The organism is Halomicronema hongdechloris C2206, from assembly GCF_002075285.3.
Lineage (GTDB): Bacteria > Cyanobacteriota > Cyanobacteriia > Phormidesmidales > Phormidesmidaceae > Halomicronema_B > Halomicronema_B hongdechloris.
Window position 1 is genome coordinate 134,676 of sequence record NZ_CP021983.2, and the last position, 17,031, is coordinate 151,706.

13 protein-coding genes and 2 pseudogenes are annotated in these 17,031 nt (G+C 57.3%); 11 read left to right on the top strand and 4 right to left on the bottom strand.

Features of this window, described 5'->3' with window-relative positions; genetic code table 11:
• Positions 1-4 precede the first annotated feature (4 nt).
• The 9 genes and pseudogenes from XM38_RS00560 to XM38_RS28500 all read left to right on the top strand — a co-directional run.
• Complete coding sequence (locus XM38_RS00560; protein WP_088428813.1) at positions 5-3,421, top strand: nSTAND1 domain-containing NTPase; 3,417 nt, start codon at positions 5-7, stop codon at positions 3,419-3,421.
• Between the two features lie 113 nt (positions 3,422-3,534).
• Positions 3,535-6,411: an nSTAND1 domain-containing NTPase gene (locus XM38_RS00565; RefSeq protein ID WP_088428815.1), complete on the top strand. Its 2,877-nt coding sequence runs from the start codon at positions 3,535-3,537 to the stop codon at positions 6,409-6,411.
• 203 nt (positions 6,412-6,614) lie between these two features.
• Entirely contained in the window at positions 6,615-6,851 is a 237-nt protein-coding gene (locus XM38_RS00570; RefSeq protein WP_080812369.1) for a hypothetical protein, read from the top strand.
• Positions 6,845-7,300 carry a DUF6978 family protein gene (locus XM38_RS00575; protein WP_080812370.1) on the top strand — a complete coding sequence of 152 codons (456 nt, stop codon included), beginning with the start codon at positions 6,845-6,847 and terminating at the stop codon, positions 7,298-7,300. The genes XM38_RS00570 and XM38_RS00575 overlap by 7 nt, the downstream gene beginning before the upstream one ends.
• The gene (locus XM38_RS00580; RefSeq protein ID WP_080812372.1) at positions 7,297-8,070 is read left to right on the top strand and encodes a DUF1828 domain-containing protein; all 774 of its coding nucleotides are present in this window, start codon (positions 7,297-7,299) and stop codon (positions 8,068-8,070) included. Before XM38_RS00575 ends, XM38_RS00580 begins: the two co-directional genes overlap by 4 nt.
• Positions 8,071-8,444: 374 nt before the next feature.
• Positions 8,445-9,596, top strand: a complete 1,152-nt coding sequence (locus XM38_RS00585) for a DUF2207 domain-containing protein (RefSeq protein ID WP_080812374.1) — start codon at positions 8,445-8,447, stop codon at positions 9,594-9,596.
• Between the two features lie 146 nt (positions 9,597-9,742).
• Complete coding sequence (locus XM38_RS00590; protein WP_088428817.1) at positions 9,743-10,360, top strand: hypothetical protein; 618 nt, start codon at positions 9,743-9,745, stop codon at positions 10,358-10,360.
• Positions 10,361-10,364: 4 nt separating this feature from the next.
• The gene (locus XM38_RS00595; RefSeq protein ID WP_202978803.1) at positions 10,365-10,739 is read left to right on the top strand and encodes a hypothetical protein; all 375 of its coding nucleotides are present in this window, start codon (positions 10,365-10,367) and stop codon (positions 10,737-10,739) included.
• 55 nt (positions 10,740-10,794) lie between these two features.
• A pseudogene (locus XM38_RS28500) lies at positions 10,795-10,914 on the top strand (ADP-ribosylglycohydrolase family protein); the annotation flags it as partial.
• A 94-nt stretch (positions 10,915-11,008) separates the two neighbouring features.
• Here the strand turns inward: XM38_RS28500 and XM38_RS29320 are convergent.
• Both XM38_RS29320 and XM38_RS00615 read right to left on the bottom strand, forming a co-directional pair.
• Positions 11,009-11,098: pseudogene (locus XM38_RS29320) on the bottom strand (DUF4277 domain-containing protein); the annotation flags it as partial.
• A 523-nt stretch (positions 11,099-11,621) separates the two neighbouring features.
• Complete coding sequence (locus tag XM38_RS00615) at positions 11,622-11,966, bottom strand: DUF5674 family protein (protein ID WP_088428819.1); 345 nt, start codon at positions 11,964-11,966, stop codon at positions 11,622-11,624.
• 475 nt (positions 11,967-12,441) lie between these two features.
• Here XM38_RS00615 and XM38_RS26625 point away from each other — a divergent pair, with 475 nt between their 5' ends.
• The gene (locus tag XM38_RS26625; RefSeq protein WP_225889130.1) at positions 12,442-12,624 is read left to right on the top strand and encodes a hypothetical protein; all 183 of its coding nucleotides are present in this window, start codon (positions 12,442-12,444) and stop codon (positions 12,622-12,624) included.
• 151 nt (positions 12,625-12,775) lie between these two features.
• Positions 12,776-13,867 carry a cysteine hydrolase family protein gene (locus tag XM38_RS00625; protein WP_088428821.1) on the top strand — a complete coding sequence of 364 codons (1,092 nt, stop codon included), beginning with the start codon at positions 12,776-12,778 and terminating at the stop codon, positions 13,865-13,867.
• Positions 13,868-13,883: 16 nt separating this feature from the next.
• On the opposite strand, the gene XM38_RS00630 is transcribed toward XM38_RS00625, so the two are convergent.
• Entirely contained in the window at positions 13,884-16,046 is a 2,163-nt protein-coding gene (locus XM38_RS00630; protein ID WP_080812381.1) for a caspase family protein, read from the bottom strand.
• A 209-nt stretch (positions 16,047-16,255) separates the two neighbouring features.
• A complete protein-coding gene (gene tpiA, locus XM38_RS00635) occupies positions 16,256-16,981 on the bottom strand; it encodes a triose-phosphate isomerase (protein ID WP_080812382.1) in 726 nt (241 codons plus the stop codon).
• Between the last annotated feature and the right edge of the window lie 50 nt (positions 16,982-17,031).

Consider the following 17,031-nt stretch of genomic DNA (forward strand, 5'->3'; position numbering starts at 1 on the left):
CGCGATGAGTCGCAACGCTCTGATCGTCGGCATCAACCCCTACCACCACCTCACCCCCCTCAAAGCCCCCGCCACCGACGCCGAGGCGATCGCCCAGCGGCTAGAAGGCGAGGGGGAGTTTCGGGTGAAGCGGCTGCCGGAAGTGGTGCCTGACGGAAAGCCGACGGTATCTCAACAGGCAGTGGTGACTCTGGCGGAGCTGAAGAAAGCCTTGGTGGAGCTGTTCAACCCTGGCGGCAACCAGTACCCCGATACGGCGCTGCTGTATTTCTCGGGCCATGGTCTGCGGGATCAATCCGGCATTGTGGAGGGCTACCTGGCCAGCAGCGACGCCGACCCAGAACGGGAGTTTTTTGGCCTCTCCCTCACCTGGCTGCGGCGCCTGCTGGAGGAAAGCCCGGTGCGTCAGCAGATTATTTGGCTGGACTGCTGCCACAGCGGGGCATTGCTGGATTTTGCCGAGGCTGATCCGGGGGACCGGGGCGGGGGGCGCGATCGCAACTTCATTGCCGCTTCCCGCAACTTTGAGTTGGCTTATGAAGACCTGGGCAGCGACCACAGTGTGTTGACCCGCGCCCTGCTGGAGGGGCTTGATCCAGGGCGGCTGGGCGATCGCTGGGTGACGAACCTGTCCCTGACCGACTTCATCACCGAAACCCTGAAGCGAGAACTCCAGACCCCCATCTGCAACAACTCGGGGGAGCCGATCAACCTCACCCGCCGCTGGCAGGCCACCGCTGAAACTACGGCAACCGTCGAAGACACGGGCATCTGTCCCTACAAGGGCCTGTCCTACTTCGACTGGAACAGCGACGACCCCAACTATTTCTATGGTCGCCAGACCCTGACCGACGAACTGCTCGACCATGTGCGCACCGATAATTTCCTGGCCATCACCGGGGCCTCCGGCAGCGGCAAGTCTTCCGTGCTGCGGGCCGGGCTGCTGCACCAGCTGCAGCAGGGGCGGCGCATCTTCGGCAGCGATCGCTGGGAGATTCGGCTGTTTCTCCCTGGCGACAACCCCTGCCAGAACCTCGCCGCCGCCTTCATCGACGAGGGCATTACCCACATCGAGCGGGCCGAGCAGCAGGGCAAAGCCGAAGCCCTGATTAAAGAAGGAGCGGATGGTCTGCGCCGCCTGGTGCAAACTACCACCGCTCCCCGCGTGGTGCTGGTGGTGGATCAGTTCGAGGAGGTGTTTACCCTCTGCCAGGACGCCGCCGAGCGAACCCAGTTCTTCGCCACCCTGCTGGGGGCCTTGGAACACTGCGGTGACAAGCTCTGCCTGATTCCGGCCATGCGGGCCGACTTCGTCGGGCGCTGCTTCGAGCAGGACTACAGCGGCCTGGCCCAGCAGGTACAGGACCATCTGGTGGCTGTAAAGCCCATGAGCCGGGAGGAGCTGACCCAGGCGATCGAGAAACCAGCCCAGCGGGTGGGACTGGCGATCGAACCGGAGCTGGTCACTACCCTGCTCAACGACGTGGAAACCTCCCCCGGTGGCCTGCCGCTGATGCAGTACACCCTGAGAGAACTGTGGAATCGCCGCCAGGAGAATACTCTAGAGCTGAAAACCTACACCCAGCTCGCGGCGTCACCCGGCACCCTGAAGCAGCGAGCCGATGAGGTGTATGAGGGCTTCAGCTCCGATAAGCAGGCCACCGGCCCGCCATATTTTCTTGAACCTGACCCAGCTGGGCGAAGGCACCGAAGACACCCGCCGGCGTGTGGCCAAGAGCAGTTTGGTGACGGAAAGCATCCAGAACCGCTGATTGACGAAGTGGTGAAATGCCTGGCCGATGCGAATTTGGTGGTGACGAGTGAGCTGGTGGGGAAGGGGGGTAGGGAACAGGGAGGAGGGAATAGGGAACGGGTAGCGATCGTGGATGTGGCCCATGAAGCGCTGATTCGGAACTGGCCCAGGTTGAGGCGGTGGCTAGAGGGAGACCGCGATCTGCTTATGCAGCAGCGGAAGATTGAGCTGGCAGCGGATGAGTGGACGACCCAGAACCAGCGCAATACCTACCTGCTAGAAGGGCACATGCTCTCCGACGCGCTGGCATTTTGCAAAAAACACGGTCAGGAGCTGCCGATTTCCAACCAGGCGGAAGTGTTGCTCAACCGCAGCCTGAGACAGCGACGAGTAAACTGGCTGAAGCTAAGCAGCGTGCTGATTTTGCCTTTGACCCTAGCCTATTTCATTCTTGAACCCACGATACGCCGAGGTCGTATTCAAGAAGCCAGAGCCCAGATTCGCCAAAAAGGGCCTGGTACTCGTGAAGCTGTGGAATACGTCGTTAGAGGCTGTCCAATGCATAAGAAGCTAGGGAATAGCCTAATCCCTGCATCTGTTGTTTCAACCATCTTTGGTGATTGCATCAACCTCTACAGTTACGATCTGAGCAGCGCTGACTTGAGCACCGCTAACCTCAGCGGTGCCGACCTCAGCGGTGCTGACCTCAGCAGCGCTAACCTCAGCAGCGCTAACCTCAGCAGCGCTAACCTCAGCGGTGCCGACCTCAGCAACGCCAATCTCAGCAACGCTAATCTTTACTCTAGTGACCTAAACGAAGCAGGCCTCTACTCTGCCAATCTCAGCGAAGCAGACCTTAGTGGAGCTGATTTCAATAGCGCTAACCTGAGCTCCGCAGACCTTCACAACGCTGAACTCTACGCTGCGGTCCTCAAAAACGCTAGCCTACACGACGCTAAACTGAATGACGCTAACCTCAGCTATGCCAATCTCCATAGTGTCGATCTCCGCAATGCTGATTTAAGTAACGCTAGACTCCACTCTGCTGACCTTCGCTTTGCTTTTCTCAGATCTGCTGACCTTAGCAATAGCAACCTCCGCTCTGCCGACCTCCGCCAAGCTTACTTTCACTATGCCAACTTCGACTCTGCCTTTCTCCGTTCCGCCAACTTCACCTACGCCGATCTCAGCTACGCCAGTCTCATCAACGCTGACCTCAGCGGCGTTAACCTCAGCAATGCAGATCTCAGCAATGCAGATCTCAGCAATGCAGATCTCAGCAATGCCAACCTCAACGAAGCTTTCTTAGGCTCAGTCAAATTCAACCATGCCAATCTTAGCGACGCTAACCTTAGCGACGCTAACCTCATCAACGCAGATTTTCAGAATACCGACCTCCATGATGCCAGCCTCCGTAATGCTAATCTCCGCTTCGCCTACTTTTTGTCTACTGATTTAAGGTCAGCTCGAAATCTCATAGGTAGTCAGTTAACAGGCAAAAATCAGCCGGATCTGTGCAATGTTCCGCTGCCTCTTGAGATCAACATTAATAAAGATCGAGACTGCGACCTGTTGCCTCAAAAATTCGACTCATGGGGAGGGTTTGACAATCTTGAAGAGGCCAAAGCCTACGTCGAGGAGGCACGTCAGAAAGTTTGGGAGGAGTAAAAAAGGGAAAGCAGCAGCAAGGTAACGAGGAGAGAGGACGCTTTAATTTCTCCGAAAATACAACTCTCTCCCTGTAGTCTATGACTAACCCCTAGGCCCCCTAGGCATCCACGATGAGTCGCAACGCTCTGATCGTCGGCATCAACCCCTACCACCATCTCACCTCCCTCAAAGCCCCCGCCACCGACGCCGAGGCGATCGCCCAGCGGCTAGAGCAAGACGGCGACTTCAAAGTCACCCGCCTGCCCGAGCGCATCCAACCCGGCGACGTGAATCAGCCGGTGATGGCTGAAACCCAGACCATCACTCAGACTCAGCTAGAACAGGCGCTGAAGCAACTCTTTCTACCCAAAAGCACTCAACTCCCTGAAACGGCTCTGTTTTACTTCTCTGGTCATGGGATTGCTGACGAAGAAGGCTTCTACAAAGGCTACCTGGCCACCAGCGACACCCACCCCGACCGGCCCCGCTCTGGCCTCTCCCTGCGCTGGCTCCAGTGGCTGCTCTCCGAGAGCCCGATCCCGCAGCAGATCATCTGGCTCGACTGCTGTCACAGCGGCTCCATCATCGTCGACGTGGGGGCCGCCAACCCCGGCAACAGCGCCAGCCGCGATCGCTGCTTCATTGCCTCCTCCCGCGACTTCGAGCGATCGTGGGAAGACCTCAACAGCCCCTACAGCACCCTCACCAAAGCCCTACTGGATGGCCTCGACCCGACCAAATCACCGGGGCGCTGGGTGAATACGGCGGACCTGGTGGCCCATGTGCATCAGGCCCTGACCGGAGAGCTGCAGACCCCGGTCTGCACCAACTTTGGCGAGGCGATTAACCTCACCCGCAGCTGGCAGGTGCCGGTGGAGCGGGCGGAGGGGGCGATCGCCACCGACATCTGCCCCTACAAAGGGCTGGAGTTCTTCGACTGCAACGACGAAGACCCCAAATACTTCTTCGGTCGAGAACAGCTGGTGAGTCAGCTGCTGGACCACGTGCGGACCCGCCCCTTCCTGGCCCTGGTGGGGGCCTCCGGTAATGGCAAGTCCTCCGTGCTGCGGGCCGGACTGCTGCACCAGCTCAAGCTGGGACGCCGGATCGCCGGTAGCGACCAGTGGCGCATCTGCCTCACCCGCCCGGACCGGCAGCCGATGAAAAACCTGGCCCTGGCCTTTGTAGAGGAAGGGCTCTCGGATCTGGACCGGGCCGAGGCCCTGGGCAAGGCCGAAGGCCTGCTGGGGGAAGGCAGCGCCGGGCTACAGCGCCTGGTGCAGGCCTCCAGCGCCCCCGGGGTGATTCTGGTGATTGACCAGTTTGAGGAGGTGTTTACCCGCTGCCAGAACCCAGCGGAGCGGGAACAGTTCTTCGCCTGCCTGATGGGGGCCGTCGCCGATACCACCGACAAGCTCTGCGTAGTGATTGCCATGCGGGCCGACTTCGTGGGCAAAATGCCTGGAGCGCACGAATACAGCGGCCTAGCCCAGCAGGTGCAGACCCACATGGTCAGCGTGCTGCCCCTGAAGCCCGAGGAACTCGAAGCTGCCATCTGCAAACCCGCCGAGCAGGTGAATTTGAGCGTCGAGCCCGCCCTGGTGACCGAAATCTTGAACGACATCGACGGTGCCCCCGGCAGCCTGCCCCTGCTGCAGTACACCCTCAAAGCTCTGTGGCAGCAGCGCCAGGGCAACACCCTGCAGCTCGCCACCTACCAGGCCCTGGGCGGCATCAGCGGCACCCTCGACAAGCGAGCCACCAAGGTTTATGAGAGCTTCGACCCCGACCAGCAGCGCACCGTGCAGCATGTGTTTCAGCAGCTGACCCAGCTGGGAGAAGGCACCGAAGACACCCGCCGCCGCGTGTTTTTAGACAACCTGATCGCCGAGCCCCTGCATCCCGCCGACCGGGTGAAGACCGTAATCGAGACCCTGACCGACCCCGACAACCGGCTGCTAGTAACCAGCGAAGTAGTAGGCAAAGGACAAGCGGCAGAACGACGGGCGATCGTCGATGTCGCCCACGAAGCCCTAATCCGCCACTGGCGACTCCTGCGACAGTGGATCGAACAAAACCGCGACCTGCTCAGACAGCAGCGCCGCATCGAAGCCAGCGCCGTCACCTGGCAGGAACGGGAGAAAGCGAAGGGATACCTGCTGCAGGGCCTGCCGCTGATTGAGGCGATGCAGTTTCAAAAACGGCGGGCGGATACCTTTCCACTGTCGGATGCAGCGAAAGCGTTTATTCAGAAAAGCCGGCAACAGCGGAACTGGGATCGGCTCAAGACCGCCAGCTGGCTGATTATTCCGGCCCTGGTACTGATTCCTGTGGTGGAACACAGCCTTCGCCAGAGCCGGATTGAAGCCAACTTGGATCGCATAACAGAGCAAGAAGGCACTATTGCTGAGCGCCGCGCCCTGCAGGAACTTGTGGCCGGGTGCGCTGAACAGCGATCAATGAATTGGCTGCCTACGTACATTACAGAACGGCTGTTTGGCAACTGTCATCCCCTCTGGGAAGCTCCACTAGAAAACGCCAACCTCAGCAACGCCGACCTCAGCTACGCTGACCTCATCACTGCTGACCTCAGCGGTGCCAGTCTCATGAACACCGACCTCAGCTACGTCGAACTCAGCGGCGCCAACCTCAGCTCCGTCGACCTCAGTGATGCCGACCTCAGCGACGCTAACCTCATCGCCGCCGATCTCCGCTACGCCTTCCTCAGTAACACCGACCTTAGTGATGCCGACCTCGGCGCTGCTAACCTCAGCGAGGCCATATTTTTTGGCCTGGATTTACAAGCAGCTCAACATCTATCTGTTGATCAGCTGCAGGGGGAAAACCCTCCCTATCTCTGCAATGCTTCGCTGCCAACTGATATCCAGATTGACAAAGACCGAGACTGCGATCAGCTGCCTCAAGTATTTGTCGATAGAGGATGGTTCAATAACCTCGAAGAGGCCAAAGCCCTTGTTGAGGAGCTGCGGCAGAAGACTTGGGATTAAGAAGGGCAGGGGGGCAAGGGGGCAAGGGGGCAGGGGAGCAAGCTTTCTCCCTTCGAGAGACGCAAAGCGAACGACTCCGCTCAGCTAGCGAAGTGGCGCAGTGCCAAAGGTAGAAGAGATGAGAAGTGCAAAATTCAAAATTTTCAATCCCTTGGCGTGCCTTACTCAACTACGCTTAAAAAACGCGAAATCGCCCCAAAACCATGAGTCCCCTACTCCAGCAAATCCTGCAAGAGATTGATCAGCTACCCCTGGATGAGCAAATGCAGGTGCTCGAATACGCCGTCGGCAAAGTCAAGCGACAACTGCTGGTGAGTGAACTCCAACAGCGCTGGAGCGACCTCAAAGGCATTGCCCCCTATCCGCTGCTCGGAGAAGGCGCCCAGGCCTGGGTTAGCAGCACCCGCCGAGGAAACGATAGTCACTGTTCAAAATGCTGACCCAGGCAGAATTTGATCAAATCCTCGATGATCCCTCAAAGCGCATCGACGGCGACATTACCTGGACCAACAGCAACAATACCCTCTGGAGCCAATTCCGCGCCGACATCATCACCAGCAGTGATCACGACCTTTTCATTCAAGGCAGCTACAATCCCGTCATCCCAGCTCTGAGCTACATCCTGATCTACCCCGCCGCAGGCTGCCGCATCTATGGCCTTGACCTAGGCAAAGATCACCGCAACCCCGATGGTCGCCTCGTAGGCGAAACCCACAAACATAGCTGGACAGAAACCTTCCGCGACAAACAAGCCTATGCTCCACCCGACATTACCGCCCCTGCCAGCAACCCTGTCGAAGTATGGCAACAGTTTTGCCAGGAAGCTCGCATCACCCATAATGGCATCATGGCCCCGCCGTCGGACTCACAGCTAGACCTGTTCCTATGACCACCGCCCTCTGCCAACACGTTGCAGAAACCATCGGACAGCTCTACGACTGCGCCGAAATCAACAATGGCTTTATCCGAATTCGGACCCCCTATCTCTACCCCGACGGCGACATCATCGACCTCTACTGGAAAGAAAAAGACGGTCAGCAAATCCTTACCGATCTCGGCGAAACCCTCCGCTGGCTTGATGGCCAGACCGCCAACCAAAAACTCTCCAAGCGGCAAACCCAGGCCCTAGAAGATATTCGCCTTACCCACGGCATCGAACTCTATCGCGGCACCCTCACCCTGCGCATTCCCTCCGATGCTTCCCTGGCCGATGGCCTTACCCGCCTGGCCCAGGCTGCCCTGCGCACGGCTGATCTATGGTTTCTCTCTAGAACCCGGACCACTAGCTCCATCACCGACGACGTTGCCGAATTTCTCTCAGAGAAGCGCATCCGTTTCGAGCAGGACCAAACCTTGTTAGGCCGCTCTGGTCGCGCCCTGAAAATCGACTTTCAAACCTGGCATCCGCGACGCACCTCCTTTGTAGAAGTGCTTAGCACCGGCAGCAAAGCCGCCGCTAACCAAAAGGCCAACAACGTCCTGGCCACCTGGTATGACCTATCGCAATACAAAGTTAGCGACCAGCCTATTCGCTTTGTTTCACTCTTTGACGATACCCTCGACGTCTGGAGCAGCGAAAACTTCAGCCTGCTGCAAGAATTTTCAGACATCGCCTACTGGTCGCGTCCCGATGAATTCGCCGAGTTGCTGGTGGCCTAACGCTGGCAAACAGTGCATCGCTGCGCGGATGCACCCTACGGCTAGCTATTGGCTGACGACGGTTATCACCAGGATTGCCCCTAGGGACCAACGGGATCTATATCCGGTTACCCAGTGCAACCATAACCCGATTCCTAACCGGGCTTATGGGTCCTCTAGGGGGAGCACTGGTTAGGGTTGAATCTGAGTTAGAGATGATTTGCACCCTTCATGAAAGGCAGTCACATCAGCCTTCCAACATGACATGGTCAAACCGTGGCAGAGAGCTGCAGGTCTGACCAGAAGGGGGATGGACTGCTCCCTGAGATTCCCTGTGCAAATTAACTCTTAGAAGGTACATAGCCTTCAGCTCAAGCAGCTATCTACTTAACACTATGGTTAACGTTCGCAGACTGCCAAAAATCAGCCGTTGGCTGGGCATCGTCCTATGTGCCGGCGTGCTGACCCTGGGCATTGGACTGGCGCAGGCAGCCTCTTCCTTTTACTGGGATGCCATCACTGTAGATCTGGTCCTACAGCCCAATGGCGACTTACTGGTCAGCGAAACTCAAACATACACCTTCACCGCCGATCACACCGAACAGCGCTATCGCTATATCCCGCTGGATCGAGTTGACCAGATTACCGATGTCGAAGTGTACGAGGGTGACGAGCGGCTCGCCGCCCAGACCGGCATCGAAGATAACAACTACTGGATTCGCTGGCGGCATGATCTCGAGGCTCCAGAATCCCATACCTTTGAGATCAAATATCGGGTCATTGGTAGCGTTCGTGACCAGGGCGAGTCTCGGCAAATCCATTGGCGGGCTCTATTTCCAGACCGCCATGCCGACATCAAACAGGGCAAGGTCACGGTGCAGGTACCAGAGGCTGTGGCCGGAGACCTAACCCGCTTCCAGAGTGCCGGTGTCGACGCTAGTAAAACCCGCATCAACCCTACGACGGTTGAATTTGCCGTTAACCAGCCCTTGGAACCGCAGCAGTTTCTGGATGTTAAACTCAGCTTTCCTGCTGACATTCTTAACCTAGAGACCCCCGAGTGGCAGCGCACTGGTTCTGGGCAAGACTCCTTGCCATTGCAAACTATCGATGTCAGCACCCTCTGGCAAAACCCGCAGTTTAGGCAGGGCTTCTGGCAATGGTTGGGGTTCATGGTAATCATCACCAGCCTAGGACTGCTGATTTATAGTTGCATCAAACGCTGTCCCGGTTGCGGCTGGCCTACCTTGCGACGCACTCAGCGGGTATCGCAACCGCCCACTCGCAAACGAGAGGGACGACGGGAAATCCATGATTCTTGCGATCGCTGCGGCTACTCCCGCACCCACTACCGGGCGATTGCGCAGCTGCCAGCCTATTCCTATGCCAAAAAATCCAGATCCCGCTCTAGGGGTTATTACGGTGGCGGCGTTAGCGGCTACGGTGGCTTTGGCGGCGGTGGTTTCGGCGGTGGCGGCGGTGCTGGCGGCGGTGGTGGTGCCAGCGGCGGTGGCGGTGGTGCCAGCGGTGGTGGCGGTGGCGGTTAAGACCTGATCACCCTCGAGTAAAGTGCTCTTACGTTGCTGCTACGGGTATCTAACCTTAAAGTCTTGGCCAACCTGCTTCTATATCATCTGGGCTAGCGGTCTGCCTGTGGCAGCATGAAAATGTTGCTGATACTCCTTGGGTCACCATGGCTGACTCTGAAACATCTGGATCCCGCTTACGTTCCGCCACAGAATTTCCCAAAACTGTCAGGCACTTGGAACCAGCCGAGGCGGAGAGTCTTTACGAAGAGATGCGTAGGTGCTTGATTTTCACGAATCGCAGTCGTTCTCAATTGCTGCGCCGCAATGAAGAGCACAAGGCTAAGACCGCTTTAGTCAAACAGGATGTGCAGCGTTTGCAAGGCATCATCCAGCGATTAACCACCGAGAAACAGACCATTTCCCGAGAGAATCAGCACACTATCCAGGCCCTAGAGGCAGAAATGACAACGATGGCCACTCACCTAGATGAGCTGTCTAAAGCCTTCGATACCGTAGCTGATGTGGCTGCATCGCGACCTCCCCAATGGGGCGTGATTTCTTTGCCTGCGCGATTCTTTTGTTTTTTAAGAGCAGTACAAGCCATTGTCCTTTGGTGGCGTGATGATCGCCCCGATTTGCCTCCCTCTGAGAATTCCGTATCATCGCAGACTCTCTTACCCAGCAGTAATCCGGATAATCGCCATCACAGCGACGATCGTCGGGATCGTCCTCAGATGTATGATGACCCTGCCTCTAGAAATCGTTCACTGTTAGACCGTTAGAGTCATGGGAAGACGACGCATTGCGCAATTATTAGGGCAGCTCAAGGACAATCAGGCCCGGGATATTGAAAATGCAGCCGCCATCTATACGGTGGCTCAAGGGGCTGTCAATGCGCTCGATGACTCTCAGACAGTGCCTACCTTACCTGTTAGGCGCATTACCAAGGCGGAATTAGTACAGCGCTATGGTTCGTTTAATGGCTGTCGGCGAGCGGCTAAGGAGCAGGGGATTACGTTTCGCAAAACTCCTTCTTGGCATCAGTTAGAGGCGGCCTTTGCCTATCGAGATGCTTGTCATCAAATGGTCCGTGACTGCCTGACTAACTATCCCGAGGAACTACTGCAGGGAGTGAGCTTAACCATATCGCTCCAGGATTAGGCCGAGTTACCCTCTAAGCAAGGCTGTTCTTGGGGACATCTCATAGCTTGGTGCCATCGTCGGCGACATTGTCGGCTCTATCTACGAAGGGCAGGTGCTACGGCGTCGGGATTTTCCGCTATTTGGCCAGGGCTGTTGTTTCACCAATGACACGGTGCTGACGGTTGCGATCGCCTGTGGAAAGGGCACCACCTCGGCCTGGAGATGATAGCTGTAGTGTGAGGGGGACTGTCCTTGAGCAGGACGTCCCGCTTGGTCATGAGGCACGATTGGCGGTCAATCGCTTCGACCAACCCCATTTCGTCAATGATGCCCGACACAATGCCCAGGTGATTGAGGTCTTGAACCTGTATACTCAAATCTCAAGGTATGAACGCTTCAAAAAATACCCTACAGCTTTGTTCTTACCTGCGAAATGTCGGCTGGAACAGCACCGAGTCGAGCGACTTAAGTCCTTGATGGAGATCGCCAAGTGCTGAAACGATTTCGCAAAGAGATCTCCTAACTCGCTAGCAATTCACACTGTCCATGAATGCGATGGTCATGCGACCCGCCTAAGGCGAACGCACCACTGCTGAGCAAGTCTAGCAATCTCCTGTCGCTGACTCTCACTTCCCCAAAGCTCTGACCAACTTAGCTTCCATCGACTCAGCAATCGTTGCAGATCTACCAGCTCAGTCGCAAAGGCTATATCCGAATCCAAATCAATGCTTGGGACAGCCCACTCAATGAAGAATTGACTCTCTCTAACCAGGTGTTGAGCCACTGACTCATCTGTGCCGCTCTTTGCCAAGAGCTGGATCCGGGTCAAATTCAAGGCCAAGCTGTCCAGCTGAGTTGCCCGATTGGCCTGTAAATACTGTGTTTTGAGAATGTCCCAATTCATTGCCATTCAACGCCACCCAAAAGAGACTGCACGATTTGGCTGATATTTTCCCGCAGGCCAGAATCTTGAATTTCCATTGACCGATTATTGGCACTCGGACGAATGTTGATGAGCGATTCGTATCCCACCGTCTGCCTGAGAGGATACCAGTCAGCGCCCCAAACATTAGCCTGCTCGCTGCCATCAGCCAGTAATACTAGCTCGCAATCCGCATGAAGCTCCCCACCTCCAGCCAGAATTCGGCGCTCGATATCTACCGCCAGTTTAATGTAGATCCCCAGAGCCTCCAGCATCTGACGCATTTGTTCAGGTTCCGCACGGCTGCGGATGATATGAATCATGGCAGTTCAGTTAACGGAATAGATGCAAATGTACCATGTCATGCTCATGATGAATGCCGAAGCTTCGGTACTTGCTGCCCAACATTTGCCCCTATTTTCCACAAACCTGCCATAGCCGCCCCTTAATCTTTGGCTTAAAGGGCCTCCGAGGGAACCCATCCTCCACCCCTCGCCCTGGGAGTCATGCCCAGCCGCCTTCCCAAAAATCTAACCGCCCTTCTCCTCGTCAGGATTTTAGCCCTCATCCTGCTGCTGGCCCCTATCTTTGGGCTTCCCCCAGCTCACGCTGAAGTCTGGGACGAGCATATCCCCTCCACCGTCTACAACGGGGCACTTGTCCCCGACTGGGGCCACATCACCTTCTCCACCCTGCCTGTCATCAGCGAAGCTGGCTCCCTGCAAATCCCCGATTCCCTCGCGGCGCAACTGGGCTACAATCCTTCCCGCATCCAGAAAACACCTCTATCGGGTGTTGATGCTCGGCGATCTGCAAGATGCCTTTGGCCTGGGAAACTTCGACCTCGCCACCATCGCCCAACTCACCGGGCAAACAGCCGTTGGCCACCTTGATCCTCCCGTTCACCGCTTCATGGCCGCCTATGGTCTGGGGCCAAGTCTGCCCAAGGATGGTTTCCCCGGGGCCGGTCAATCGCTTTAATAGACTAAGAGTATTCCATCTAAAAAAATATTCTGATCTAGGCTATTGAACTCAGCCTATCTGGCCTGTTCAGCCAGCCCTTGGCTGAGTATTTAGCTGGAACACTCTAAAACTGGTATAGCCCCTCAATAATCGCATCCAGGAGGTGTCCATGCCCCTTGCCACTGAACTGCCGATTCCAGCTTTCTTCGACCCCACTCGGGTGGGAGAAGTCTGGCGGGTGCCCTATCAAGAGCGGGCTCAACAGGCCCAAGCCTGGGCCGAGAAGCAAGGCATCGCTCCAGTGTCCCAAGATGCCCGCCGCATTTGCCTGCTGCTGGTGGATGTGCAGAACACCTTCTGTATTCCTGGCTTCGAGCTATTCGTGGCCGGGCGTTCGGGTCAGGGCGCTGTGGACGACAATCGCCGTCTCTGCGAATTCATCTATCGCCACCTCGGCCGCATCACCCAGATTGCCGCCACCCTGGATACCCATACCTCGAATCAGGTCTTTCATGCCCGGTTTTGGGTAGACGAGGACGGCAATCTGCCCCCCCCCATGACCTCCATCAGCTATGACGAGGTGAAACAGGGGAAATGGCGAGTCAATCCAGCGGTGGCAGATACCCTGCCCCATATCAGCTACGACGAGCTACAGCGCTATGCCCTGCACTATACTAAGCAGCTGAACCTCGACAGCAAATATCCCCTGACCATTTGGCCCTATCACTCCATGCTGGGGGGTATCGGCCATGCCCTAGTGTCAGCGGTGGAAGAAGCTTGCTTTTTTCACGACCTGGCCCGGGCCAGCCAAACCCGCTTCGAGATTAAGGGGGGCAATCCCTTGACGGAAAATTACTCGGTGTTGCGGCCCGAGGTCTTAGAAAACAGCCAGGGCGACGCCATCGCCCAAAAGAATACGGAGTTCTTAGAAACCCTACTGAGTTTCGACGCCATCATCATTGCCGGGCAAGCCAAGAGCCACTGTGTCGCCTGGACCATCTCCGATCTCTTGGACGAGATCACCACTCGCGATGATCATTGGCGCAGCCGCCCCAAAGGGGCTAGACCGGTGCAGGGCCATCGCACCTTGGCCCAGAAGATCTATTTGCTAGAAGATTGCACCTCACCGGTGGTGGTACCCGGGGTAGTGGACTTTACCCAGCAAGCCGATGACGCCTTCCAGCGCTTTGCCGACGCCGGCATGCATCGGGTGAGCTCCACGGATCCCCTAGAGGGCTGGCCAGGCTTTCCGGCGGCGTAGCCCTCCAGTTGCCGGCTCAAATCACATCAAAGCTGATGGCTAAGGCCGCCAGTTGCCGGGCATCAATGGCCAAGGTATCCGCTTGCTCTGACGGGGAACGGCTCAAATCACTCAGCAGGCTGTCCACTACCTGGGTTGGATCCTCTAAGCCCACAGGTCCCCGGGTCTGTCCCGATTGGGAGGCCAGCTCTCGCAGGGCTCGCAGGGCCTGATCTAAGGGCGCGCTACTGGCAATCACCAGCACTTCCGTAGCACCTCGAGGCTCCTGGGTGACCAGGCGGAAGGGATCGCGGCCGGGATGGGGCAGGTAGAGCGTTTGCCCGGCCCCCAGACGAGTGACATCGCTGGCAGCGGTCCATTGGTTGGGAAACAGCACCGCCATCTCGCCAGTGGCATCGATGACCAGGACACTGAGGTAGAGATCGCGGGCTTCCCGGTTCTCAATCCGAAACTGAATGCCCTGACCCACCGCCAATTGCCGCACCTGGGGGCGGGGAGCCGGTGGGGTGGGACTCCCCCGCACGGTAACGGCATTGGCCACAATGGCATCACCGCCTTCTGGGCTCATGGTCACGGCCACATCCAGACGAGAGGCCCCCGGATTCAAAATCAACTTCACCAGGCGAGCGGCCAGCAGGGATTGCACCTTCCCCTGCAGACGAGCCAGGGCGGCATCCAGGTCTTCCCCAGGATGGCCGAAGGAACCCGGCAGGGGTTCCAGTTCCTGAGAAAACAGCCCCAGACTGTGATCGGGAGGCAGTGGCTGGGCGACCGCCAGGTCCGCTCGAGAAGCCGGCAACATCCGCCCCAGAATGTAGTGCACTTCCCCCTGGCCCAAGGGCAGCGGTTGAATGCGAGGCCATTGGCCAAGCGTTTGAGCTGCAGCATCTAGGTCGTCTCCCAGCGACGGATCGAGACCAAGGCGCAGCGACACATCTGTCGGGACGCCCCGTACCCTTTCCTGCAGGAGGGTGCCGGGCTGTCCTTCCCGTAGCAGGGTACCACGGCCAATCAGCCCCTGGCGTTCGCTCAATTGCAGGAAGCCCTGCTCGTCACCGTTGGCATCGATGGTGCTGAGTAAGGCATTCTGCTGAAAGGCTTCCAGGCTACGGGGATCAATGCCGCCCAGCCACACTTCTGCTTGCCGCCCCTGAATCTGGGTAATCACGGCCTCGGCTGGGGGGGCGACCTCGCCCACGAAGTAGATGGGTCGTTGACCATGGTCTTGGCCGGGGGCGACTTCCAGTTGAGGCTCTTGGCCACTGAAGGAAAGCTGGGTGGTGCTGCGGGCCACATTGGGCAGGGCACTGTTAAAGGGCTCTGCTCCCGTCTGCTGCCAGAGGTATTGGGTCAACAGATAGGTGAAGGCGCCGGCGTAAAAGTCTTCGAAGGGGGCATCCGCGGCATATTGATCGCGACGGGTGGATGCGATCGCAACTCCCTGGGCAATTCCCTGGCGCCGCCGCCGGATAAACGCCTGGGGCGAGAGATCCAATCGCGATAACCAACTTTCCTGATAGGCCAACTCCTCCGGACTCATCTGCAGCTGGCCGCCACCACTGCGGGCACGAATCCGCACATTGCCCCGGGTCCCCCCACCGGAGTGGCAACTATCCAACACCACCGTCACCTGATCTGTGGCCAGGGCCGCTATCAACAAAAACAACGTATGGCCGGTGATATCTTGAACCACGCCGCCGGATTCTGGAAACCCCTGCGGCAGGGGGCTATCCACCGGCACTAGAGTGCTATTGAGGCCATCGGGATGGTCCTGATCGGGGTCCAACACCCGGGAACCATGGCCCGAGTAATGAAACACCACCACATCCCCTGGCCGAGCCTGCTGAATCAAATGCTCTTCAAAGGCCGTGAGGATGCCGGTACGGGTGGCCTGCTGATCGGTGACTGTGACAATGTCCTCAGGCTTGAACCCAAAGCGATGCACTAATAGGTGGTATTGCAACTCCACATCGGTCAGGCATCCCAATAGGGGGGGAATCAACCCATCCTCAGGGTACTCATTGATTCCCACCAATAACGCCAGCTTGCGGGGCGTCTGCTGGGCCAACACCCGACCATGGCGCTGCGCCTGATACACCAGCTGGGCCTGGCTTAGCCCTAGCGCTGCCGCCATTCCCCCCATGAGTTGTAGGAAGTGCCGCCGCCTTAAATCAGCCATGGGAGCACACAAAACCGCTGTAGACCATGCTTAGAGGATATTTGGAAGGTTCCCTGCAACCTTGCTTCAGACTGGCTTCTGGTCAACAAAACCATACACCCTAAAACGCCTACCCTAGAGGCCTTTCAGCTGAGTTTCCAAATGTCCTCTTAAGCCTACAGCGCCTGAGAGCACAGATCCCGATCAAAATCGGGAGTCTTTGAGCCTTCTTATTGATAATTCACAATGCGAGCAAAGCCCTCCGGATCCAAGCTGGCTCCCCCCACTAAAGCCCCGTCAATCTCCGGTTGAGCCATGATGTCATCAATGTTGCCGGGCTTCACCGAGCCGCCATACTGAATCGACACATTCGGATCGCTCAATTGTTGCCGAATCAAGCCAATGACTCGGTTTGCCTCCTTAGCTTCACAGGTGTCCCCAGTACCGATGGCCCAAATCGGTTCATAGGCCACCACCAAATTGCTCTGGTCAATATCCACCAAATCCCGAGACAGCTGCTGGCGAATCACCGCTTCCGTCTCTCCAGCATCCCGCTGCTGCTTCGTTTCTCCCACACAGAGGATCGGTTTCAGCCCATGGCGTTGGGCTGCCTGGAGTCGCTGGTTTACGGTTTCGTCAGTCTCACCAAAGTACTGCCGTCGCTCGCTATGGCCCACGATGACATAGCGAACGCCCAACTCCACCAGCATATCTCCGGAAATTTCGCCAGTGAAGGCTCCCGAGTCTTCCCAGTGGATATTCTGGGCTCCCACCTTAATCAAGCCCCCATGGAGGTGTTTAGAGAGGGCGCTGAGGGCGGTAAACGGGGCACAGAGAACCACCTCTCGCTCATCTGGAGCGGTCTCCATCTGCCCCATAAATCCCTTCAAGAACTCCAGGGCCTCCGCCTGGGTCTTGTTCATTTTCCAATTACCGGCAATAACGATTGTGCGCACAGGCCGTTCGATCCATCGATTGCATCATTGCATCGTACCGAGAAAGGGAG